This window comes from Streptomyces sp. NPDC096105 (assembly GCF_044763335.1).
Classification (GTDB): domain Bacteria; phylum Actinomycetota; class Actinomycetes; order Streptomycetales; family Streptomycetaceae; genus Streptomyces.
This window is the reverse complement of sequence record NZ_JBIWGC010000029.1, coordinates 30,298-55,281: the sequence shown is the minus strand read 5'-3', so window position 1 is coordinate 55,281 and position 24,984 is coordinate 30,298. Positions and strand designations below refer to the sequence as shown.

General features: G+C 73.8%; 9 protein-coding genes. 1 reads left to right on the top strand and 8 read right to left on the bottom strand.

Features of this window, described 5'->3' with window-relative positions; genetic code table 11:
• The first annotated feature begins 176 nt into the window (after window positions 1-176).
• Window positions 177-692, top strand: a complete 516-nt coding sequence (locus tag ACIQ8B_RS30550) for a hypothetical protein (RefSeq protein ID WP_403551296.1) — start codon at window positions 177-179, stop codon at window positions 690-692.
• A gap of 66 nt (window positions 693-758) precedes the next feature.
• Here the strand turns inward: ACIQ8B_RS30550 and ACIQ8B_RS30545 are convergent, their stop codons facing one another.
• The 8 genes from ACIQ8B_RS30545 to ACIQ8B_RS30510 form a co-directional block, all read right to left on the bottom strand.
• Window positions 759-1,502, bottom strand: a complete 744-nt coding sequence (locus ACIQ8B_RS30545; RefSeq protein WP_403551294.1) for a thioesterase II family protein — start codon at window positions 1,500-1,502, stop codon at window positions 759-761.
• Window positions 1,503-1,606: 104 nt separating this feature from the next.
• On the bottom strand, window positions 1,607-5,488 hold the full coding sequence (locus tag ACIQ8B_RS30540; RefSeq protein ID WP_290010081.1) for an amino acid adenylation domain-containing protein: 3,882 nt from the start codon (window positions 5,486-5,488) through the stop codon (window positions 1,607-1,609).
• 4 nt (window positions 5,489-5,492) lie between these two features.
• Window positions 5,493-13,253: an amino acid adenylation domain-containing protein gene (locus ACIQ8B_RS30535; protein WP_403551292.1), complete on the bottom strand. Its 7,761-nt coding sequence runs from the start codon at window positions 13,251-13,253 to the stop codon at window positions 5,493-5,495.
• 13 nt (window positions 13,254-13,266) lie between these two features.
• Entirely contained in the window at window positions 13,267-21,048 is a 7,782-nt protein-coding gene (locus tag ACIQ8B_RS30530) for an amino acid adenylation domain-containing protein (protein ID WP_403551290.1), read from the bottom strand.
• A 41-nt stretch (window positions 21,049-21,089) separates the two neighbouring features.
• Window positions 21,090-22,277 carry an NAD(P)/FAD-dependent oxidoreductase gene (locus ACIQ8B_RS30525; protein ID WP_403551287.1) on the bottom strand — a complete coding sequence of 396 codons (1,188 nt, stop codon included), beginning with the start codon at window positions 22,275-22,277 and terminating at the stop codon, window positions 21,090-21,092.
• Window positions 22,278-22,317: 40 nt separating this feature from the next.
• On the bottom strand, window positions 22,318-22,551 hold the full coding sequence (locus ACIQ8B_RS30520) for an acyl carrier protein (RefSeq protein WP_290010072.1): 234 nt from the start codon (window positions 22,549-22,551) through the stop codon (window positions 22,318-22,320).
• Between the two features lie 34 nt (window positions 22,552-22,585).
• Window positions 22,586-24,145 carry an amino acid adenylation domain-containing protein gene (locus tag ACIQ8B_RS30515; protein ID WP_403551285.1) on the bottom strand — a complete coding sequence of 520 codons (1,560 nt, stop codon included), beginning with the start codon at window positions 24,143-24,145 and terminating at the stop codon, window positions 22,586-22,588.
• Between the two features lie 91 nt (window positions 24,146-24,236).
• On the bottom strand, window positions 24,237-24,950 hold the full coding sequence (locus ACIQ8B_RS30510; RefSeq protein WP_403551283.1) for an LmbU family transcriptional regulator: 714 nt from the start codon (window positions 24,948-24,950) through the stop codon (window positions 24,237-24,239).
• Window positions 24,951-24,984: the final 34 nt, after the last annotated feature.

The following is a 24,984-nucleotide window of genomic DNA, read 5'->3' as shown; positions in this document are numbered from 1 at the left end:
CACCCATGCTGAAGCAGCAGGCCAGAGGGCCACCGAGCTCGCCCGCCAGCATGACCTGAAATCGCCATCCGGCCTCTGCAGAGGCCTCGCACCTCAAAAGCGCCTCGACTTGGCGCCATCGAAGTGCCATTATGGCGCCGCAATGAAGCGACGTGAGCCGGAAGGGGGGCCGGACCATGACGACAACACCGTGTCGGCCGCAGACGGCATCCGGCGCCTTGGCCGCCGCGCGCTTCGTGCTCTGCGGCGGCGGAGTGGGGCTCGCCTCCGGCTTCGCCGTGGCGGGCCTCGCCGCGGTGCTGCCCTGGGCGCTGGCCAACGCCGTGATCACCGTGGTGTCCACGCTCCTCGCCACCGAACTGCACGCCCGCTTCACCTTCGGCACCGGCGGACGGGCGACCCGCCGCCAGCACACGCAGTCGGCCGGGTCGGCCGCCGTCGCGTACGCGGTGACGTGCGCGGCGATGGCCGTGCTGCACCTGCTGGTGGCAACGCCCGGCGCGGTGCTGGAGCAGGCCGTCTTCCTGTCCGCCTCGGCGCTCGCCGGGGTGGGCCGGTTCCTGGTGCTGCGGCTCGTGGTCTTCGCCCGGGACGCCCGCACAGCGCGGCGCCGCCCCGGCGGCAGATGCCTGGCCGGGGCGGCGCTGGAAGAAATGCCGGGCGGTCCGGCCCGGGTCACGCTCGCGTCGTGAGCGGCCACCGCACCGTGGGCCCGCGCCGTCGCCGGATCCCGCACGGCACCGTACTCGCGGGGGCCGTCACGGGCGGGCCGCGGCGCCGGCCCCGCGTTCGCGCGCGGACTCCGCCTCGATCACGTCCAGCACCTCCCGGCCGAGGTCGACCAGGTACATGTGGTCGCCGGGGAACTCCACGTAGTCGAACCCGGCCGTGGTCGCCGCCCGCCACTGCCGGGCCTCCTCGGCGGTGACCAGCCCGTCGTGGTCGCCCCGCAGCGAGGTGATCGGCACCCGCACCGGGTCGTCGGTGCTGGGCACGTAGGCCTCGTGCATCTCGCAGTCGGCCTGGAGCGTCGGGAGGATCAGCTCCCGCATCTCCGGATGGTCGAGCGCCTCGTGCCGGAACCCGGCGAACTCCTCGACGCGGGCGAGGAACTCGTCGCCTTCCAGCCCCGCCGCCCGCCGCTCGCGCTGCGTCCACGGACCCGGCGAGCCGCTCACGACCAGCCGCTCGACGGGCACCCCCCGCGCGCTCAGCAGGTGCGCCAGCTCGTAGGCGAGCACCGCGCCCAGGCTGTGCCCGAACAGCACGGTCCGCGTCCCCTCACCGAGGTCCGCGACGATGTCGTCGATCTCACCGCGGGCCGCCTCGACTACGTTGCGGTACGGCGGGTCCAGGAGCCGCCTCTCCCTGCCCGGCAGTTCGACCGAGGTCACCCGCCACCGCCCGGCGGCCAGGTTCCGCCACGGGTGGAAGAACGAGGGCCCCGCCCCCGCGAACGGCACGCACAGCAGCGTGGTCCCCTCCCCGTGCCCCGCGGGCACGCCAGGATCCGTCACCACGACCAACCCCCATCATCCGTTCGACATCGCTGAAAGTTCGCTGACAGTGTGCTGAAAGTCGCTGAACCCGCTCGGGCGCGCATGCGCTACGCCAGCTTCCGGTGGAAGACCTCGAACATCTCCGCCACGGGTCCCGGCATGTGCATCTCGTGGTGCGTGACCGCCACGTCGTGCACCTCCAGGGAGCCCTGGACGTGGGGCCGCCACAGGTGCGCGTACGAGGTGTCCTCCAGCGTGGCGTTGAAGTACACCAGGTCGCCGCGGTAGACCGGCGACTCGAAATCCATCATCAGGGCCGTGTTGTTGGCCAGCACCTTCGACATGGTGTCCAGGAACTCCTGCCGGTTGCCGGTGCGGATGTACTGGCCGAAGTCGTCCTCCAGCTCCGCCCGGAAGTCCGACGAGTCCTTGCCGGCGTGCACCTCCTCGAAGCCGTGGCCGCCCGGCTGGGCGTCCAGGACGGCCACCAGGGCGATCTCGTGGCCGCGCCGTTGCAGGGCGTCCGCGACGGCCTGGACCACGGAGCCGCCGTAGGACCAGCCGATGAGGTTGAACGGCCCCTGCGGCTGGGTCTTCAGGATCTGGGCGACGTAGTCCTCGATCATCTCCTCCACGGACGTGGCCAGCGGCTCGACGCCGTCGGAGCCGCGGGACTGGAGCGCGTAGGCGGCCCGGTCCGGCAGGTGCAGCACGAAGCTGTAGTACGCCCAGCCCAGGCCGCCACCGCCGTGCACGAACCACACCGGCTTCTTGCCCGTGCCGGGGTCCTCGTTCAGGGGCAGGACGACCGCGAAGGAGTCGGCGTCGTCGTCGGGGGTGCCGCCGGCGAGCATCAGCGCGGCCAGTTCGGCCACCGTGGGGTACCGGATGATCGTCCTGATGGGGATGTCGATGTCGAACCGGTTGCGGATGCGGACGCTGAGCCGGGTGGCGAGCAGCGAGTGGCCGCCGAGCGCGAAGAAGCCGTCGTCGACACCGACCCTCTCCAGGCCGAGCAGCTCGGCGAACAGCTCGCACAGCGCGTGCTCGTAGGCGTTGCGCGGCTCCCGGCCGGCCGCGGTCGTCGTCGCGTCCTCGGCGGGCAGGGCCCGCTTGTCGACCTTGCCGTTGGAGGTCAGCGGGATCTCGGTCAGCACGGTCACCGAGGACGGCACCATGTAGTCCGGCAGGCGTCCGCGCAGGTACTCCGTCAGCTCCTCCCCCGAGACGGCGGCGCCGGGCCCGGGCACCGCGTAGCCCACCAGGCGCTTGTCGCCCTCCTGGTTCTCGCGGACCAGGAGCACCGCCTGCGCCACGTCCGGGTGCCCGGCCAGCGTGTGCTCGATCTCGCCCAGCTCGATGCGGAAACCGCGGATCTTCACCTGGGAGTCGGCGCGGCCCACGTACTCGAGGTTGCCGTCGCGGCCCCAGCGGGCCAGGTCGCCGCTGCGGTACATCCGCTCGCCCCGCCCGCCGAACGGGCAGGCCACGAAGCGTCCCGCGGTCAGGCCGGGCCGGCCGTGGTAGCCGCGGGCCAGGCCGTAGCCCGCCACGTACAGCTCGCCGGTCACACCGACCGGCACCGGGCGCAGGTGCGCGTCCAGGACGTAGGCGCGCAGCCCCGGGACGGCGGGGCCGATCACGCCGGCCCGGTGGCGGGCGGCGGAGTGCTCGTCCAGGTCGACTCGGGTGACGTGGACGGTGGTCTCGGTGATGCCGTACATGTTCACCAGCACCGGCGCGTCGGCGGCGTGGCGCGTGTACCAGTCGGTGAGGCGGTTCAGGTCCAGCGCCTCGCCGCCGAACACCACGTACCGCAGCGCCAGGTCCTGGCCGGGGGCGTCGGCGTCGGCCTGGGCCAGTTGGTAGAAGGCCGAGGGCGTCTGGTTGAGGACGGTGACCCGCTCGCGGGCGAGGAGCCGGAGGAAGTCGGCGGGGGAACGCGAGACGTCGAAGGGGACCACGACGAGCCGTCCGCCGTGCAGCAGCGGGCCCCACAGCTCCCACACCGAGAAGTCGAAGGCGTAGGAGTGGAAGAGGGTCCACACGTCGTGGGCGCCGAAGCCGAAGTCCCGGGTGGCGGTGAAGAGCCCGACCACGTTGCGGTGCGGGACGGGCACGCCCTTGGGGCGGCCCGTCGAACCGGAGGTGTAGATGACGTACGCCGGGTGCGCGGGACGCAGGGCCGTGCGGCGCTCGGCGTCGGTGAGGTCGGCGGCGGACCGCGCGTCCAGGTCACCGGCCCCGTCGAGGCGGACCACGGGGAGGTCGTGCGCCAGGTCCAGTACGGCGCCCGTGGTGACCAGCAGGACGGGCGCCGCGTCCTCGACGATGTAGGCGATGCGGTCGGCCGGGGAGTCGGGGTCGATCGGCAGGTACGCGCCGCCCGCCTTCAGCACCGCCAGCAGCGCGACGACCAGCTCCGCCGAGCGCTCCAGGCAGACGCCCACCAGGGACTCGGGGCCCACTCCCTCGGCGACGAGGTGGCGGGCGAGGCGGTTGGCCCGCGCGTTCAGCTCCCCGTAGGTGAGCGCGGTGTCCTCGTGGACCACGGCGGTCTCGTCGGGCCGCCGCGCCGCCTGCCGTTCGAACAGCTCCACCAGGGTGACCTCGTCGACGGGGGCGCCGGCGGGGTTCAGCCCCACCAGCAGCCGCTCGCGCTCCGGGCCGCTCAGCACGTCGACGTCCCCGACGCGCAGGCCCGGGTCGGCGGCGAACTGCTCCAGCACCCGCACGAGCCGGGCGGCGATCTCCTCGGCCGTGCCGCGGTCGAACAGGTCGGTCGCGTACTGGAGGTCCCCGCTCAGCGCCCCCGTGCCGTCCACGGCCAGGAAGAAGGTCAGGTCGACCATGGCGGTCGACGGGACGGCCTGCTCGAACCGCATCCGGAGGCCGGGCAGCGTGAGGTCCGGCTTCTCGTAGCTCTGCCAGGAGAAGATCACCTGGAACAGCGGCTGGTACGCCGCGGAACGCTCGGGGTTGATCGCCTCGACCACCACGTCGAACGGCACGTCCTGGTGCTCGTAGGCGCTCAGTGCCTTGTCGCGCACCTGCGCCAGCAGCTCCGTGAACGACGGGTTGCCGGAGAGGTCGGCGCGCAGCACCTGGGTGTTGACGAAGCAGCCGATCATGTCGGCCAGCGCCTCGTCGGTGCGCCCGGCGATCGGGGAGCCGATCGTCACGTCCTCGCCGCCGCCGAGTTTGCCCAGCAGCACCGCCAGCGCGGACTGCACAACCATCGACAGGCTCATCCCGCGCGCGTCGGCGAGCTTCTGCAGCCCGGCCACCACCTCGGGACCCGCCTCGATGCCGACCGTGTCGCCGCGGGTGCCGGCCTCGGCGGGCCGCGGCCGGTCCAGCGGCAGGGTCAACGGCTGAGGGACGTCCGCGAGTTCCTTGCGCCAGTGCTCGATCTGCGTCGCGGCGAGGCTGTTCGGGTCGGCCACGTCGCCGAGCACCTCGCGCTGCCACAGCGCGTAGTCCTTGTACTGGAGCGGCAGCGGCTCCCACGCCGGCGCCCGGCCGTCCCGGCGCGCGGTGTACGCGTCGACCAGGTCCCGCATCAGCGGCGCGCTGGAGCTGCCGTCCGAGGCGATGTGGTGGATGACCAGGACGAGGACGTGCTCCTGAGGCGAGCAGCGCAGCAGGGCGGCGCGGAAGGGCAGATCGGCCGCCAGGTCGAAGCGGTGCGCGACGGCCCGCTCGACCTCGGCGGACAGCCCCTCGGGCGTCACCTCGGTCACCGGCACCCGCAGCGCCGCCTCGGCCATCGGCCGGATCCGCGCGTACGGCTCGCCGGCGTCGTCGGTCCCGTAGGTGGTGCGCAGGATCTCGTGCCGCTCGACCACGTCGTGGATCGCCGCGACCAGGGCGTCCTGGTCAAGGGTGCCGGTCAGCCGGAAAGCCGCCGATATGTTGTACGTCGCCGCGCCCCGCTCCAGTTTGTGCAGCAGCCACATGCGGCGTTGTGCGAATGACAGCGGAATCATTGCTTCACTCCTTGGTGAACATCTGGCGCATGCTGGGGCGGCGGGGAGCGGCCGAGGCCTCGGACCACGCGGCGAGCGCGGCGACCGTCGGCTGGTCGAAAACCTGGCGGATGGGGATCTCGATGCCCAGTTCGGCGCGGGCGCGGCTGATCAGCCGGGTGGCGAGCAGGGAGTGCCCGCCGAGCGTGAAGAAGCCGTCGTCGAGACCGACCCGGTCCACGTCGAGCACCTCGGCGAACAGCTCGGCCAGGGCCTTCTCGCGCGGGGTGCCGGGCTCGCGGTAGGGGGCGCCGGTGAACTCCGGCTCGGGCAGCGCGGCCCGGTCCAGCTTGCCGTTGGGCATCAGCGGCAGGTGGTCCAGGAGCACCACGGCGGACGGCACCATGAACTCGGGCAGCCGCTCGGCGACGAACCGGCGCAGTTCCTGCACGGTGGTCGCGCCCGAGGACACGGCGTACGCGACGAGCCGCTTGGCGGCGCCGGTGCCCCGGGCGACGACGGCGGCCCCGGTGACGTCCGGGTGCGCGGTGAACGCGGCCTCGACCTCGCCGGGTTCGACGCGGAAGCCACGCACCTTGACCTGCGTGTCCGCGCGGCCCACGTACTCCACCTGGCCGTCCGCGTTCCAGCGGGCCAGGTCGCCGGTGCGGTACATGCGCGCGCCGGGCGGGCCGTAGGGGTCGGCGACGAACCGTTCGACGGTCAGCGCGGCGCGGCCGTGGTAGCCGCGGCCCACGCTGCCGCCGACGTACAGCTCGCCGACGGTGCCCTGCGGCACGGGGGCGAGGCCGGGGCCGAGGACGTAGGCGCGCATGTTGCCGAGCGGCGTGCCGACGGGCGCGTTGCCCGTCGCGTCCCGGGTGTCGCCGGTGACAGTGCCGGTGGTGGCGTAGAACGACTCGCTCTGCCCGTAGGCGTTGACGACGCGGACGCCGGGGAAGGCGTCGCGGACCTTCTCGACGAGCGGGACGGGCAGGGCCTCGCCGGCGAAGACGACGGTCTCCACCGAGGTGCGGTCCGCGATCCGGTCGACGAGTTCGGCGAAGGCGGACGGCACGGTGGAGACGACGGCGCCGCTCCAGCTCGCGCGCTCCCCCAGCACCAGGACGTCGCGGACCAGTTCGACGATGCCGCCGGTGGCGAGCGTGGTGAAGATCTCGAACGCCGAGACGTCGAAGTTGACGGAGGCGCCGGCCAGCATCCGCTTGCCCGGTCCGAGTCCCACGCGGGAGGCGAGACGCAGCACGCCATTGACCACGTTGGCGTGGGTGATGGCGACGCCCTTGGGGGTCCCGGTGGAACCGGAGGTGTACATCACGTACGCCAGTTGCCGCGCGTGCACCCGCGCCGCCGGACCGGCGGGGCCCTCGCCGAGGTCGCGGTCGAGGTCGAGTGTGTCGAGGCGGACGTGCGGGGCGTCGTGCTCCGGCAGGGTCCCGGCGGTGGCGGAGTCCGTCAGGACCAGGCACGGCCGCGCGTCCTCGAGGATGGCCCGCAGGCGGTGGCCGGGGTAGCGGGGGTCGACGGGCAGGTAGGCGCCGCCCGCCTTCAGCACCGCCAGCAGGGCGACCACCAGGTCCGCCGACCGCGGCAGCGACACCGCGACCAGCGACTCGGGGCCCACGCCCCGGCGGACCAGTTCCGCGGCCAGGCGGCCGGCCCGGGTGTCCAGCTCGCGGTAGGTGAGCGTCACGTCGTCGGCGACGACGGCGGTCGCGTCCGGGGTGCGGGCCGTCTGCGCCTCGACGAGCCCGCCGACGGTGGTGTCCGGGGTCGGGGCGGCCGTGTCGTTGAAACCGGTGAGCAGTCGGCGGCGTTCGTCCGGGCCCAGGGTGTCCAGACGGGCGGCCGGCAGGCCGGGCGCGGTGGTGAGCTGCTCGACGACCCTGACCAGACGCGCCGCGTACGTCTGGACCGTCTCGCGGTCCAGGACGCCCCGGGCGTACTGGAGGGTGAGCCGCAACTGCGGTTCGACCAGCGCCATCAGGGTCAGCGGGTAGTTCGTGCCGGTGTCCGCGGTCATGCCGGTGAGGGCGATCCCGGCGGTGGCGTCCAGGGCGGCGCCGAGGCCCTCCTGGTCCACCGGGTACGACTCGAAGACGACCAGGGTGTCGAAGAGGGACTGGAGTCCGGTGGCCCGCTGGATCTCCGTGAGCCCGAGGTGGTGGTGGTCCAACAGGCCGGCCTGGCGGTCCTGGAGCCGGGTGAGGATCTCGGCGGGGGTGTCCCCGGGCGCGTGGCGGACCCGGACGGGGAGGGTGTTGATGAACAGTCCTACCATCGACTCCACGTCGGTCACCGCGGGCGGGCGCCCGGAGACGGTCGCGCCGAACACCACGTCCTGGCGGCCGGTGAGGTGGCCGAGCAGCAGCGCCCACGCGCCCTGCACCAGGGTGTTGACGGTGACGCCCAGACGGGCTGCGCGGCGGCCGAGGTCGCGGGCCGTCGCGGGCGGCAGCGGGACCTCGACCGTGCCGAGGCCGTCGTCGCCCGCGGCCTCGGCGCCGGGGACGAGCAGGGTGGGCTCCTCCAGCCCTTCCAGCTCGGCCGCCCAGGCCCGGGCCGACTCCTCCCGGTCCTGCCGCGCGCGCCAGGTCAGGAAGTCGCCGTAGCCGCGGGTGGGCGGCAGGGCGGCCCGGTCGCCGTCGAAGGCGTAGAGCAGCAGCAGGTCCCGCATGAGCAGGGGCGTGGACCAGCCGTCGAACAGGACGTGGTGGGCGGTCATCACCAGTTCGGTGCGGTCGGGTCCGAGGACGGCGAGGGCCAGCCGGAACAGCGGCGGGGCGGCCCGGTCGAAGTGGGCGGCCCGGTCCTCGGCGAGGAACCGCTCGAACGCCCCGGTCGCCTCCGCGCCGGCCGCGGTCAGGTCGAGGTGCCGCCAGGGCAGCGTCACCTCGCGCGGGACCACCTGCACCACGTCGCCGTCCGCCTGCTCGACGAAGGCGGCGCAGAGATTGGCGTGCCGGTCCAGCAGTGCCTGCCCGGCGCGGCGCATCCGCCGCGGGTCGATGTCGCCGGACAGGTGGAACACCATCTGCATGTGGTAGGCGTCGAACGAGGACGCCCCGGCGAGCATGGTGTGGAACAGCATCCCGGACTGCGCCGGGGTCACCGGCCACACCTCGGCCAGCGGGCCGAACCGGGCCTCCCAGGTGTCGATCTCCTCCTGCGCCACGTCGACCAGCGGCGCGTCGCTCGGGGTCAGTCCGCCGGCGTCGGGGGCCGCGGCGTGCCGGGCCAGGGCGGTCAGCGCCTCGACCCACAGCGCGGCCAGCTCGGTGACCTCGTCGCGGGAGAGCACCCCGGTCGGGAAGCCGAACCAGGCGGTCAGTTCGTCGCCGGCGGGGGTGGCGGTGGCGACCGCGTTGATCTCCAGCGCCGACAGCACCGGCATGTCGGCGTCCGGGGCGGCGATCAGGTCGCGGTGCGTGGTGTCGGGAGTCCAGCCCAGGCCGCGCAGTTCCTCGGGGATGTCGGCCGCGGAGGACTTGCCGAGGTAGTTGAACCCGATCTCGGGCGGGCGCCGTCCGGCGAGGTCGGCGGCGGTGGCGGGGTTGAGGTGGCGCAGCAGGCCGTAGCCGACGCCGCTGCCGGGTACCGCCCGCAGTTGCTCCTTGACGGCTTTGACGGCCCGGCCGGCCGCCGGGCCGCCGGCGAAGGCGTCCGCCACGTCGACGCCTGCCAGGTCCAGGCGGACCGGGAACATCGCGGTGAACCAGCCGACCGTGCCGGACAGGTCGGCGCCGGGCACCAGGTGCTCCTCCCGGCCGTGTCCCTCCAGCCTGACCAGCGCGGCCGAGCCGGGCACGCCGCGGGTACGGCGCCAGCGCACCAGCGCCAGCGCCAGGGCGGCCAGCAGCCCGTCGTCGGCGCCGCCCCGGAACACCGAGGGCACCGTGTCGAGCAGCGTCCGGGTGACGTCCGCCGGCACCTGGACGCGGACGGTGTCCACGGTGGCGGCGACATCGCGGACGGGATCCAGGGCGCGCGCGCCGAGCGGGGCCTCCTCGCCGCGCAGGATCTCCTGCCACCGGGGCAGTTCCGCCACCCGCTCGGGGGCGGCCGCCTCGTCGGCCAGCGCGTGCGTCCAGCGGCGCAGCGAGGTGCCCGCCCCGGCGCGCTCCGGCGGGAGCCCGTCGCGGACCCGTTGCCAGGCGGACACCAGGTCCGGCAGCAGGATCCGCCACGACACCCCGTCGACGACCAGGTGGTGCAGCACGATCAGCAGCCGGTCCGCTTCCGTGGCGGAGGTGAACCGCACGAACTGCGCCATGACGCCCGCGTCGGGGTCCAGCCGGCCCGCCGCCGCGTCCAGTTCGGCCTGCGCGTCGGAGCCGTCGCGGGGGACCTCGCGCAGCGACAGGCCGGCGTCCACGGTGCCGGCCGGGGCGATGCGCAGGCCGGGTCCGGTGCGGTCGAGCCGGGACCTGAGGGCGTCGTGGCGGTCCAGTACGGCCTGGAGCGTGGCGACCAGTTGCCCGTGGTCGATGTCCTCGGGCAGGGTCAGCAGCGCGGACATGCAGAACCGGCCGATGGGGCCGCCGAGTTCGAGGACGTGGGCCGCGGTCGGCGGCAGCGGCGCCCAGCCGGTGCCGCCGCCGGGCAGCTCCGCCAGGCGTACCGGCTCCTCGCGGCGGCGGCCCTCGACGAGTTCCGCGAGCCGGACGACCGTGCGGTGCTCGAAGACCTCCCGGGTGCCGACGACGACGCCGCGCGTCTTGGCCCGCGCGACGACCTGGATGGAGCGGATACTGTCGCCGCCGCTGGTGAAAAAGTCGTCGTCGATGCCGACCCGTTCGGCGCCGAGCACGTCCGCGTACACCTCGGCGAGGATCCGCTCGGTCTCGGTGCGCGGCGCACGGTACTCGGCACCGGTGAACTCCGGCTCGGGCAGCGCGGCCCGGTCCAGCTTGCCGCTGGCGGTCAGCGGCAGCCGGTCCAGCGCCACGATGAGGGCGGGCACCATGTAGTCCGGCAGCCGCTCGGCGGCGAACCGCCGCAGCTCCGCGACCGGGACGTGGTCCGCGTCCGCGCCGTCCTCGGCAGGGGCCGGTACCACGTGACCGACGAGGCGTGCGGTGCCGGCGGGGTCCTCGCGGACCGTGACGACGGCCTGGCCGACCGCGGGGTGCCGGGCGAGGACCGCCTCGATCTCGGTGGGCTCGACGCGGATGCCGTTGACCTTCACCTGGGTGTCGGCGCGTCCCGCGTAGGTGAGCCGGCCGTCGCCGTCCCACCGCGCCAGGTCACCGGTGCGGTACATCCGCGCGCCGGGCTCGCCGAACGGGCAGGGCACGAACCGCTGGGCGGTGGCCCGGCCGTCGAGGTGGTAGCCGCGGGCGAGCCGGCCGGCGACGTACAGCTCGCCGGTGACGCCGGGCGGCACCGGGGCGAGGTCCGGCCCGAGGACGTGGGCGCGCATGTTGGCGAGGGGGCGGCCGACGGGGACCGCGCCGGTCCCGTCCGGCTGCTCGGGGACGGTGTGCGTGGTGGCGTAGAAGCTCTCGGTCTGCCCGTAGGCGTTGACGACGCGGACGCCGGGCAGGGCGTCGCGCACCTTGCGCACCAGGTCGGCGGTGAGGGCCTCGCCGGCGAAGACGACGGTCTCGACGTCGAGACCGCCCGCGCCCGGGCCCGCGGCGGCGAGCTGGTCGAGCAGTGCGGAGAACACCGTGGGCACGGCGCTGATCGTGGTGCCCGACCACGCACCGCGTTCGGCGAGTTCGAGGACGTCGCGGACGATCTCCACGGTGGCTCCGGCGGTGAGGGCCGTGAAGATCTCGAAGACGGAGACGTCGAAGTTCACGGACGTCGCGGCGAGCATCCGCGACCCCGGCCCGACGCCCACGGTGCGGCGCAGGTCCCGCACGCCGTTGACGACGGCGCCGTGCGTGACGGCGACGCCCTTGGGGGTGCCGGTCGAGCCGGAGGTGAACATCACGTAGGCCAGGTCGTCCGCCGAGACGCGGACGTCGCGGCCCTCGGGGCCGGCGTCGGTGCCGGGGTCGTCGAGGCGCAGGTCGTCCAGGTTCAGGACGGGCGCCGGGGAGCCGGCCACGACCGCCGCCGCCTCGCCGCCGGTCAGCACCAGCGCCGGACGGGCGGTGTCCAGGAGCAGGCCGATCCGCGAGGACGGGTAGGCGGGGTCGACCGGCAGGTAGGCGCCGCCGGCCTTGAGCACGGCGAGCATCCCGACCACCAGGTCGGCGCGGCGGGGCAGGGCCACGGCGACCAGGACGTCCGGTCCGACGCCGTGCTCCCGCAGGCGTGCGGCGAGCCGGCCGGCGCGGGCGTCGAGTTCCCGGTACGTCAGTTCGGTGTCCGCGCACACCACAGCCGTGGCGTCGGGTGTGCGGGCGGCGCGGTCGGCGACCAGTTCCGGCACCGTCGCTCCCGGCACCGGGGCCGCCGTGTCGTTCACCCGTGCCAGCAGCTCCCGTTCGGCGTCGGTACGCACGTCCACGGCGGCCAGCGGCGCCCCGGGGTCGGCGACCACCTGCCGCAGGACGCGCGCGAAGCGGTCGACGATCGCCTCGGCGGTGGCGTGGTCGAACAGTTCCGTCGCGTACTCCAGGCGCCCGTAGGCGCCGCCGTCCGCGCGCGGGACGACGTTGAGGAAGAGGTCGAACTTGGCGGTCCCGGTGTCCGCCGCGACGGGTGTCGCCCGCAGCCCCGGCATCTCGATGGGCGGCCACACGAACTGCCAGGCCAGCATCACCTGGAACAGCGGCTGGTAGGAGGTGGCACGCTGCGGGCCCAGCAGCTCCACCAGCCGCTCGAACGGCATGTCCTGGTTGTCGTAGGCGTCCAGGGCCTTGTCCCGCACCTGCTCCAGCAGGGCGCCGAAGGACGGGTCGCCCGACAGGTCGGCGCGCAGCACCCACGTGTTGACGAAGAACCCGATCAGTGCGTCGAGCTGCTCGTCGGCGCGTCCCTCGATGGGGCTGCCGATCGTCAGGTCGGTGCCGCCGCCCAGCTTGTGCAGGAGGACCGCGAGCGCGGCCTGCGCGGCCATCGGCGGCGTGGCGCCCCGCTCCGCGGCCAGCCTGCCGAGCCCGGTGAGCAGCTCGGGTTCCAGTTCGAAGGCGACGTGGCCGCCGCGGTGGTCGGACATGGTCGGGCGGGGCCGGTCCAGGGGGAGCTGGACCGGCTGCGGCACTCCTTCGAGTTCCCGGCGCCAGTGGTCGATCTGCCCGGCGGCGACCGACTCCGGGTCCGCCTCGTCGCCCAGCACCTCGCGCTGCCACAGCGTGTAGTCCTTGTACTGCACCGGCAACGGCTCCCACTGCGGGGCGGCGCCCCGGTGGCGGGCCGTGTACGCCGACACCAGCCCTTGGAGGAACGGCGCCATGGAGGCACCGTCCACCGCGATGTGGTGGAACACGAACGCGACGACGTGCTCCCGCGGGGCGAGCCGGAAGACGGTGGTGCGCAGCGGCAGCTCCGTCTCCAGGTCGAAGCCCCGGCCGAGGTCCTCGCCCAGCGCGGCGTCCAGCGCGTCCGCGGCCACGTCGACCACCCGGAACGGGACGGCCGCCTCCCGTGGGGGCAGGATCCGCTGCTCGGGCGTGCCGTCCGCGTCCTCGGCGACGAGGGTGCGCAGCGTCTCGTGCCGGGTCACGACATCCGTGACGGCCGCGGCCAGGGCCGCGGTGTCCAGCTGCCCTTCCAGACGCAGGACGAAGGGGATGTTGTAGGTCGCGGAGGGGCCTTCCAGACGGTGGAGGAACCACAGCCGGCGTTGGGCGAACGACAGCGGAATCATCGGGCGCACACTCCTACACGGTCATCTGGCGCAGTTGGGGGCGGTTCTTCTTGCGCGGCGGGGAGTCGTCCGCGGTCAGTTCCTCGATGCGCGCCGCCAGTTGGGCGACGGTCGGGTTGCGGAACACCAGGGTGACCTTGGAGTCGACGCCGAACCGGTTGCGGATGCGTCCGCTGAGCCGGGTGGCGAGCAGGGAGTGGCCGCCGTTGCCGAAGAAGTCGTCGTCGATGCCGATCTCCTCCCGGCCGAGCAGGTCGGCGAAGAGCCCGCACAGGACTTCCTCGGTGGGGGTGCGCGGCGCCCGTCCGGCCTGGGCCCCGCCCTGGCCGGGAGCGGGGAGCGCGCCGCGGTCGAGCTTCCCGCTCGGGTTGGTGGGGAACTCGGCCAGCGGCACGATCGCCGACGGGACCATGTACTCCGGCAGGCGCCGGCGCAGCAGCTCCGCCAGGGGCGCGAGGTCCAGCCCGGCCGGGTCCGCCTTGCCGGCCGGCACCACGTACGCGACCAGCTTCTGGTCGCCGGGGCGGTCCTCGCGCACCAGGGCGACGGCCTGCGCCACGGCGGGGTGCTCGGCCAGGACGTGCTCGATCTCGCCCAGTTCGATGCGAAAGCCCCGGATCTTCACCTGGAAGTCGGTGCGCCCGATGTACTCCAGGCGGCCGTCCTCGCGCCAGCGCACCAGGTCGCCGGTGCGGTACATCCGGGTGCCGGGACCGCCGAACGGGCAGGCCAGGAACCGTCCCGCGGTGAGGTCGGGCCGGCCCTGGTAGCCGCGGGCGAGGCCGTCGCCGGCGATGTACAGCTCGCCGCGCACGCCGCGCGGTACGGGCCGCAGTCGTGCGTCGAGGACGTACACCTGGGTGTTGCCGACGGGGGTGCCGATGGACGGGTCGCCGGCGCCGGGGGTGACCGGCGCGCTCGTCGACCAGATCGTCGTCTCGGTGGGACCGTAGACGTTGGTCACCTCGGCGGCCTGCCCGGCCAGGGCCTCGGCGAGCTGCGGCGGCAGTGCCTCCCCGCCGACCAGGATCCGCAGGCCGGCGGCGCCGTCGGGCTCCTCCATGAGCAGGATCTGCCAGAACGCCGGTGTCGCCTGCACGGCGGTCACCCGGTGGCGGCGGATCGTCTCCCGTACGGCCGAGGGCTGGGCGACGGTCTCCTTGCCCGCCAGCACCACCGCCGCGCCGGAGGTCAGCGGCAGGTACAGCTCCAGTCCGGCGATGTCGAAGGAGACCGTCGTCACGGCGAGCAGCCGGTCGCGGGGGGCCAGCGGGAACCGGCGCCGCATGGTGGCCAGGAAGTTGGCCAGCCCCCGGTGGGTGACGGACACGCCCTTGGGCTTGCCCGTGGAGCCGGAGGTGTAGATGACGTACGCGGCGTTGTCCGGGCGGACGGTCACGGTGGGCGCCGTCGCCGGGTGGGCCGTGCGGTCGGCGCCGGCGAGGGTGTCGGCGTCCAGGACGAGCACGGGGCGGGCGTCCTCGACGATGTGGTCGATGCGGGAGCGCGGGTGGTCCGGGTCGATCGGGACGTAGGTGGCGCCGGCCTTGAGCACGGCCAGCAGCGCGACCACGAGTTCGGCGGAGCGCGGCAGTCGCACGGCCACCGGCGACTCGGGCCGCACTCCGCGGTCGATCAGCCAGTGGGCCAGGCGGTTGGCGCGCTCCTCCAGTTCCGCGTAGGTGAGCGAGGTGTCCTCGGCGATGACGGCGACGGCCTCGGGGGTGGCCTCGGCCTGCCGGCGCACGGACTCCGCCGGGCCCGCCGCCGGGGCCGGTTCGGCGGTGTCGTTCACCTCGCGCAGCAGCCAGTCGCGTTCCTTGCCGCCGAGTACGTCGAGGTCGCCGAGGCGGGTGGCCGGGTCGGCCAGGAGCTGGTCGAGGACCCGCACCAGCCGGACGGCGATCTCCTCGGCCGCGTCGCGGTCGTAGAGGTTGTTCTGGTAGTCGAGGGAGAGCCGCAGGTAGGGGTCGGAGGAGTTGAGCGTGAGCGGATAGTGCGAGCCCGCGAACGGCCGGATGCCGTCGATGGTGAAGCCCGCCGAGGTGTTGGCCTCCACCATGCCTTCACGGTCGATCGGATAGTTCTCGAACACGAGCAGCGTGTCGAACAGGGCGGGCAGGCCGACGCCGCGCTGGATGTCGGCCAGCCCGTAGTGGTGGTGGTCGAGCAGGGCGGTCTGCCGGTCCTGGAGGTCGGTGATGACCTGGCCCAGGGTGTGCTCGGGGGCGCAGTTCACCCGGGTCGGCAGGGTGTTGATGAACAGGCCGACCATCTCGTCGGAGCCGGCCAGGTCGGCCGGGCGGCCGTTGACGGCGGCTCCGAAGACCACGTCGTGCTGCCCGGTGAGCCGCGACAGCAGGACCGCCCAGGCGCCCTGGAGCAGCGTGTTGAGGGTGACGCCCAGTTCGGCGGCGCGGCGGGCGAGTTCGCGTCCCTTGTCGATCGACAGCGGTACCTCGACCCGCCCGAGGGCGGACGCCGTCCCCTTCAGGGCGGCGTTCGGGGCGACGAGGGTCGGCTCGTCGAATCCGTCCAGTTCGGCCTTCCACCGCGCCTCGGAGACCGCCTGGTCCCGCGTGGCCAGCCAGGCCAGGTAGTCGCCGTAGCTGCGGACCGGCGCCGCCTCCCGGGTGCCGGAGTACAGCCTGATCAGGTCGGTGATCACCATCGGCGACGACCAGCCGTCGAAGAGGGTGTGGTGCGCGGTGAGGACGAGCTTGGCCCGCTGTGGCCCGCAGGTGAGCAGCGCCAGGCGGATCAGCGGCGGCCGGGCCGGGTCGAGCTGGTCGGCGCGGTCGTCGGCGAGCGCCCGGTCGAGCGCCGCGTCCTGCTCGGCCTCGCTCAGGCCGGTCAGGTCCAGGTGCCGCCAGGACAGGTCGACGTGGTCCGGCACGACCTGCACCGGCTCGCCGTCGTCGGTGGTGAGGAACGCGGAGCGCAGGTTCGGGTACCGCTGCAGCAGCGCCTGTCCGGCGGCCCGCATGCGGTCGGGGTCGACGTGCCCGGACAGGTGCAGTGCGAACTGCATGTGGTAGACGTCGAAGGAGCCCTCGGCGAGTGCGGCCTGGAACTGGATGCCGGACTGCCCGGGGGCCTGCGGCCACACCTCGGTGAGCCGCCCGTACCGCTCTTCCCACGCCTCGATCTCGTACTGCCGCACCGGGACCAGCGGGGCGTCGGAGGGGGTGAGCCCGCCGATGCCGGGGCGGGCGGCGTAGGCGGCCATGCCGCGCAGCACCTCGGTCCACAGCTCGGCCAGTTCCGTGGTCCGCTCCCGGGTCAGGACCCCGGTGGGGAACATGAAGGCCGCCTGGAGCCGGGGACCCTCGGGGGTGTCGGTGGCGACCGAGTTGACCTCCAGGGCGGACAGCGCCGGCAGGTCCGCATCCGGCAGGGCGATCAGCTCGGCGGACCAGGACGCCGGCCCCCATCCCTCGGCGCGCAGGTGCTCGGGCACGTCGGAGTCGGAGATCCGGCCGAGGTAGTTGAACCCGATCTGCGGCGCCGGGCAGTCGGCGAGCTGCTCGCCGGTCTCCTCGTTCAGCCAGCGCAGCAGCCCGTAGCCGACGCCCTTGCCGGGGACGGCGCGCAGTTGTTCCTTGACCAGTCGGACGGCCCGTCCGGCGGCGGCGCCGCCCGCCAGCACGTCGGCCAGGTCCACGTCCCGCACGTCGACGCGGGCCGGGTACATGCTGGTGAACCAGCCGACGGTGCGGGACAGGTCGGCCCCGGGGACGACGTGCTCCTCGCGGCCGTGTCCCTCCAGGCGGACCAGGGTCGAGGCGTCCGCGTCGCGCCACCGCTTCACCGCCAGGGCGAGGGCGGCGAGCAGCACGTCGGTGCCGGTGCCCCGGAAGGCCGTGGGGAGCGTGCTCAGCACGGCCTCGGTGACGTCGGAGGGCAGCTCCACCCGTACGGTGTCGACGGTGGACCACACGTCCACCGCGGGGTCGAAGGGGCGGGTGCCCAGCGGCGGGTCGGACTCCTCCAGCACGTTCTGCCAGTGGGTCAGTTCCGCCTCGCGCTCGGGGGAGTACGCCTCGTCCTCGAGCGCCGCCGCCCAGCGCCGGGCCGACGTGCCGACCGCGGGCAGTTCGGGTGCGGTGCCGGAGCGGATCCGCTGCCAGGCCTCGGCGAGGTCCGACATCAGGATGCGCCAGGAGACGCCGTCCACGACGAGGTGGTGCAGCACCATCAGCAGGCGGCCCCGGCCGGTGCCGGGGGCGAACCAGACGAAGTCCGCCATGATGCCGGCCCCGGGATCCAGGCGCCCCACCGCGTCGTCCAGTTCCGCCCTGGCCGCCTCCAGCGCGGCCGGCTCGTCCCAGCGGCCGTCGCAGTCGACCCGGCGGATCAGGCCGGCCGCGCGGACGGTGCCGGGTTCGCGCACGAGGAGGGAGGGCTCGTCGCCGGGCACCAGTGCGGCGCGGAGCAGGTCGTGCCGGTCGAGTACGGCGTCCAGGGTGGCGGCGAGACCGTCGGCGTCGATGCCGTCGGGCAGTTCCAGCACCATCGACATGGCGAACCGGTCGGTGCCGCCGCCGTGTTCGAAGATCTGCCGGGCCACCGGCTGGAGCGGCATCGGGCCGACGCCGCCGCCGTCGAGTTCGGCGAGGACGGGCGTCCGGTCCCGGCGGTCGGCCGCCACCTCGGCCAGTTGGGCCGCCGTGCGGCGCTCGAAGATCTCCCTGGTGGTCAGTTCCAGGCCCTTGGCGCGGACCCGCGCGACCACCTGGATGGAGCGCAGGCTGTCCCCGCCGACCGCGAAGAAGTCGTCGTCGGCGCCGACCCGGTCCACGCCGAGGACGTCCGCGTAGGCGGCGGTGATGATCTTCTCGGCCTCGGTGCGGGGCTCCCGGTAGGTCTCGCCGTGGAACTCCGGCTCGGGCAGCGCCGAGCGGTCCAGCTTGCCGGTCGGCCCGAGCGGCAGGCTGCCGAGGGCGACGAACGCGGAGGGCACCATGTAGTCGGGCAGCCGGGCCGCGACGTACTTGCGCAGCTCGGCGGCGGAAGCCCCGGCCTGCACGTCCACGTCGCCGATGCCGCCGTCGCCGTCGTCGCCCACGGCGCCCTCGCCGGTGTGCACGACGTACGCGACGAGCCGCTTGCCGCCCGCGGGCAGTTCCCGGCCGATGACCACGGCCTCGCTGATGCCGGGGTGCGCGGCGACGACCGCCTCCACCTCGGCGGTCTCGATGCGGAAGCCGCGCACCTTCACCTGGCCGTCGCCGCGGCCGACGCACTCCAGTTCGCCCCGCGCGTTCCAGCGGGCCAGGTCGCCGGTGCGGTACATCCGCTCGCCCGCCGGGCCGAAGGGGTCGGCCACGTAGCGTCCGGCGGTCAGGCCGGGGCGGCCGTGGTAGCCGCGGCCCACGCAGGCACCGGCCACGTACAGCTCGCCGACCACGCCCTGGGGTACGGGGGCGAGGCCGGGGCCGAGGACGTAGGCGCGCATGTTGCCCAGCGGGGAGCCGATGGGCGCGACGTCGCCCTCGGACCACTCCTGGCCGGGGGCGAGGGAGAAGGTGGTGGCGTAGAAGCTCTCGCTCTGCCCGTAGGAGTTGACGATCCGCGCGCCGGGCAGGGCCTCGCGCACCTGCCGCACCAGCCGGGCCGGCAGGACGTCGCCCGCGAAGACGACGGTGCGCACGTCGGCCGCCGCGTCCAGGTGGCCGACCAGTTCGCCGAGGACCGAGGGGACGCCGCTGAGGATGTGGCCGTCGAAGCCGTCCCGTTCGCCGAGCGCCAGCGCGTTGGGCAGGATCTCGGCCGTGCCGCCGGTGGTGAGGGTGGTCAGCAGCTCGAAGACCGACACGTCGAAGTTGACCGAGGTGCCGGCCGGCATCCGCCACCCGGGCGGCGTGCCGAGGACGCGCACCAGTTCCCGTACGCCGTTGACGACGTTGCGGTGGGTGATCGCCGCGCCCTTCGGCGTGCCGGTGGAACCGGAGGTGAACATGACGTACGCCAGGTTGTCCGGGCCGAGCGGCGAGGTCCGGTCGGCGTCGCCGGGCGCCCCGGCAGGGGTGTCCCACCGGGCGCGGTCGTCGAGGTCGACGGGTACGAGGTCGCCGGCCGGCAGCTCCCGCCAGGTCGCGGTGTCGGTGACCGCGAACCGGGGGCGGGCCTCGGACAGCACGGTCCGCGCCCGCCCGCTGAGGTACTGCGGGTCCATCGGCACGTATCCGGCGCCGGACTTGAGGATGCCGAGCAGGCCGGCGACGAGGTTCTCGGTGCGCGGCAGGGCGAGGACCACCAGGTCCTCGGGGCCCGCCCCGCGCCGGATCAGTTCCCAGGCGACGGCGTTCGCCCGGTCGTCCAGCTCCCGGTAGGTCAGGGTCCGGCCGTCGCACACGAGCGCCGGGGCGTCGGGCGTGGCGGCCGCCTGCCGCTCGAACATCCGGGGGGCCGTCAGTGCGGGCAGTTCGGCCGGCGTGCCGACGGCCCGGGTGAGCCAGAGGTCCCGCTCGTCCGCGGAGAGGACGTCGAGGGTGGCGACCGGGCGCCCGGGTGCGGCGACGAGCAGGCCGAGGACGCGGACGAACCGCTCGGCGAGGGTGCCGGCGGTGTCCCGGTCGAACAGGCCGGTGGCGTACTCCAGGCGGCAGTCGGCCCCGCCGGCGTCGTTGGGCAGCAGGTCGAAGAAGAGGTCGAACTTGGCGGTGCCGGTCTCCAGCCGCTCGACCTGGACGCCCAGCCCGGGCAGTTCCAGCGGCGGGACGGGCGGCTGCCAGGAGAGCATGACCTGGAAGAACGGGTTGTAGGAGGTGGAGCGGTGCGGGTTGAGCATCTCCACCAGCCGCTCGAACGGCATGTCCTGGTTGTCGTAGGCGGCCAGGGACCGCTCCCGCACCCGCTGGAGCAGCTCGCGGAAGGTGGGGTTGCCGCTCAGGTCGACGCGCAGGACCCAGGTGTTGACGAAGAACCCGACGAGGTCGCGCAGGTCCTCGTCCGTGCGGTCGGTGATGGGCGCGCCGATGGGCACGTCGTCGCCGCAGCCGAGGTGCTTCAGGAGCACCGCGAGCGCCGAGTGCATGACCATCGACACCGTGGTGTCCAGCTCGGCGGCGAGCTTCTCCACCCCCTCCAGCAGGGCGGGGTCGAGGGAGAACGGGATCCGGTCGCCGTCGGGGCTCATCACCCGGGGGCGCGGGCGGTCCGTCGGCAGGGGCAGCGGCTGCGGCAGGTCGGCAAGCGCCTCGCGCCAGTACTCGAGCTGCCGGGCCGCCAGGCTCTCCGGGTCGGACTCGTCGCCCAGCAGGTCGAGCTGCCACAGCGTGTAGTCCGCGTACTGCACCGGCAGCGGCTCCCACGCCGGGGCCCCGCCCCGGGCGCGGGCCGCGTAGGCGGTGGTGAGGTCGCGGAACAGCGGCCCGAAGGACTCCCCGTCCACCGCGATGTGGTGTGCGACGACGACCAGGGTGTGGTCGCGGGGTCCGCCGCGCACCAGTCTGGCCCGGATCGGCGCGTCGGCGGCCAGGTCGAACGTCTGCGTGGCGGCCTCCTCGACCGCAGCCGCCCGCAGCCGCCCGGTGGCCTCGACGACGGGCAGGGCGAACGGCTGCTCCCCGGCCGCCAGCACCCGCTGGTGCGGTACGCCGTCGTCGCCCTCGACGATCACCGTGCGCAGCACCTCGTGCCGCTCGACGACGTCGCGGAGCGCCGCCGTGAGCGCGTCCACGTCCAGGTCGCCGGTCAGCCGCAGCGCGAACGCGCCGTTGTAGGTCGGCGAGGGGCCTTCGAAACGGTCCACGAACCACAGCCGGCGCTGCGCGAACGACAACGGGATCATTGTGTCTCCAATATCGGCGAACCGGACGGCGCGGTCGTCGCTCAGTCCTGGTCGAGGAGGGTCAGGAGTTCGTCGTTGTAGAAGTCGTCGATGGAGCAGGCGCCCGACAGCGTCGAGAAGTACCGGTCGATGTGCTCCTGGTGGCCGACGAGTTTGCGGAGCATCTCCGTGCGCCCCTCGGGCTTCAGCTCGGCCACGTTCAGCGCGCCCTGGTAGTGGTGCAGGGCCTCGTTGCCCAGCTCGTTCTCGTAGCGCCGCAGGGCCGTCCGCAGCGCGGCCTCGTCGTGCAGGTTCTCCCCGATGAACCCGGTGAGGGACTGGGCCTGGACGAAGGCCTCGGTGATGCCGCGGGCGGTGATGGAGTCCTTGTGGTTGACCGCGTCACCGACCAGCACCCAGCCGGGCCCGTAGGCCTTGCGGAAGTAGTTCTCCTGGTGGCCCGTGCCGTAGAGCTGCTCCTCGCGCCGGCCCGAGCGCATCCGCTCGTACAGTTCGGGGGCCGTGGTGCGCAGCGCCTCCAGGTAGGCGGGTTCCACGTTCTTGCGGACCTGGTTGTAGTCCGCCTGCGGGAAGTACGTCATGAGCAGCGTGAGGTCGTCGTTGGTGGGCAGGACGCCGATCCAGCGGCCCGGCCGCTCGTACAGCTCGAAGTCGGCGGGGACGCCGGACCAGTAGCTGTAGTAGGTGGTGGTCATGCGCGGGTGCTCCATGACGTACTCCGCGCCGGCCTTGCGCGCCACCAGGGAGCGCATGCCGTCCGCGCCGACGACCAGGCGGGCCCGGTCAGTCGCCTCGGCGCCGCCGGGCGTGGAGTACCGCACCCCGACGACCCGGTCGTCCTCGAACACCAGGTCCTTGACCGCGCACCCCTGGCGGAACTCCGCACCGGCCGCCACGGCCCCCTCCGCGAGGATCGGGTCGAGCACGTACCGCCGGGGCGCGTAGGTGGTCGTCAGGCCGTCGATCGGCAGTGAGAAGCCCTCGATGCGCACGCCCGGGCCCTGGTAGACCTGGTGGGTGATCGGCTGGGCGCCCGACTCGCGGATCCGGTCGAGCAGCCCCCACCGGTCGAGCAGCGCCACGCCCTGCATGTGCAGGTAGTGCGAGGACAGCGTGTCCTGCGGGAAGTGCGCTTTCTCCAGGAGCAGGACACGGTAGCCCTGCCGTGCGAACAGCATGGCCGTCGGCGATCCCGCACAACGGGCCCCTATGACAATCACGTCGTACATGGCGCGCCTCTCTCACCAGTAGGTCTTCGACACAACGCGGCTACGGGGCGGTCGTCGCAGCCTGGGATTCGATGTACGCGGAGATGGCCGCCACCGTCGGGTGGAGGAACATCTGGTCCATCGGGACCTCGACGCCCAGCTCCTCGATGTAGGCGCCCTGGATCCGCACCATGACCAGGGACTGGCCCCCCAGGGCGAAGAAGTCGTCGTCGACGGAGATGTCGTCGCGCTGGAACTCCCGGCACCAGATGGCACGCACGCTCTCGGCAGTCATCGCTGTCCTCTCGGTTGTCATCGCTGTTCGCCCGCTAGGAGGTGCCGCTGCCGGCGTACCGCTCGACGCGGGCGGCGGCGAGGGCGGCGCGGTCGACCTTGCCGTGCGGGCTGAGGGGGAGCCGCGCGATGTTCAGGAAGCGGGCGGGGACCATGGTGCGCGGCAGGTCCCGCAGCAGACGGGCGCGCACGTCGTCCTCGGCGAGGTCGCCTCCGGCCGGGACGAGGAACGCGGTCAGCTCGGCCTCGGCGGCGTCGGTGTACGTGACGACCACCGCGGCCTCCCGGACGCCGTCCAGCCGGGCGAGGGCGCGCTCGACGTCGGTGGGGTCGATGCGCATGCCGCGCACCTTCACCTGGGCGTCGATCCGGCCGAGGACGACGAGGTCGCCGGCGTCGGTGACGTGCCCGCGGTCGCCGGTGCGGTAGACGCGGACCTGCTCGCCGCCGGCCTCGACGGTGGTGAACCTGCGGTTCTCGGGGCCGGCGTTGAGGTAGCCCGCGCCGACGCCGGCACCGGCGATGCAGATCTCGCCCTGCTCGCCCGGGGCGACGTGGCGCAGGTCCTCGTCGACGAGGTGGATGTCGGTGTTGTAGGCGGGCCTGCCGACCGGCGGGGCGTCCGGCCGGCCGGGGTCGTGGCCGGCGAGGTCGTAGGAGGTCGCGACGTCCGTGCACTCGGCGACGCCGTACTGGTGCAGGAGGGTGCAGCTGTTGCCCTCGCGCCGGGCCCAGTCGGTGAGCCGCTCGGCCTTGAGCGCCTCACCGCCGAAGAGGACGTAGTCGAGCCGGGTGAGGGCGTCGCCGCCGCGTGCGGTCTCCCAGTCCACCAGCACGTACAGGGTGCTGGAGGCGCAGTGCACCACGCGGATGTCGTGCTCGGTCAGGACCCGGTAGGCCATCATGGCGTCGAAATTGCGGCTGGCCAGGAGGTACTGGGTGGCGCCGCAGAACAGCGGTGTCATCAGGGCGCGCTGGGAGAGGTCGAAACCGAAGGCGCTGACGACCAGGTGGTGCGAGCCGCTGTGCAGGCCGTACTCCAGCTTCAGCCAGTTCATCAGGTTGAACCAGCCCTCGTGCCGCACCGCGGTCAGTTTCGGCGTCCCGGTCGACCCGGACGTGAAGACGGCGTAACACACGTCGTCGCCGGTGACGTCGGCGTCGGGCGCGGTGGCCGGCAGGTCCGCCAGGTGGCCGGCGAGCCGTTCGAGGTCGACGGTCTCCACGTCCGCCGACTCGACCATCTCGGCGGTCGCCGGGGAGGTCACGATCAGGGCGAGGCCGGGCACCTGGCCCAGCAGCAGTCGCAGCCGGGCCGCCGGGTAGGCCGGGTCGAACGGCACGTAGGCGGCGCCCGCCTTCAGCGTGCCGAGGATGGCGACGAGCAGGTCGGGCGAGTAGTCGAGGCAGACGCCGACCCTGGCGCCCCGGCCGTGCCCGCGGGCGACGAGGAAGCGCGCGAAGCGATTGGCCCGCGCGTCCAGTTCCGCGTACGTCACCCGCCGGCCGGCGTGGACGACGGCGACCGCGTCGGGGGTGGCCGCCGCGTGCGCCTCGAACTGCCGGTGGACGACGGGCACGGGGGGCAGGGCCACCCGTTTTCCCTGAAGGATCATCAACTGACTCCGAGGTAGGAGGTGTCCGGGGAGGGGGCCGCCACGGCGGGGGCGCCGGCCGGGGCCGCCGTCAGGCGGTGCGCCGCCGGGCGGCGGGCAGGACGGCGGTCTCGAGCATCCGGGCCACCCACTGGTCGACGGGCAGGCCGTACGCGGCGGCGGCCTTCGCGCAGTGGTCCAACTGGTCCGCGGACAGCTCGATGGTGAGCGTGGTGGCCGTCTTGCGGCGCTTCTCCGCCGCCGACTCGGCCAGCCGGGTCACCTCCTGCTGCCCGGCGCCGCCCGCGGGGGCGGCCTCGGCCGTGCCGCTCTGCACGGCGAGGCCGGCGCGGACCGCCCGGCGCAGTTCGTTGCGCGACCACTTCTGCTGTTCGGCCTTGCGCAGCCAGTAGTCCTGCTCGGGCGGCGACAGGCGGGTCACCTCGGCGTGGTGGGCGAAGCTGAGGCTGTCGCGCCTGCGGTGGTGCTCGAACCGCCGGGCGACCCACGCGTAGTTGCGCAGGGTCTGGTAGTCGAGCCCGGTGCGCTCGATCGCCTCCTTGTACCGCCGCCAGCCGTAGGTGGTCTCCCCGTAGATCAGCCAGTCGGCGAGCCACCACGCCGAGGAGTTCACCAGCTCGCGCAGATTGCTGCCGATGCGCTCCCAGGACCGCTCCGGCAGGTTCTCCGGGAGGATCATTCCCGACTTGCGCACCGTGGCCTGGGATCCCACGAAGGACAGGACCACGTCGCGCTGCGCGGGCTCACCGCCGCCCGCCGCAGGCCTCGCGCTCGCGGTTTTCACAGCGCCCCTCACAACCTTCATCTCCCCACTCAGA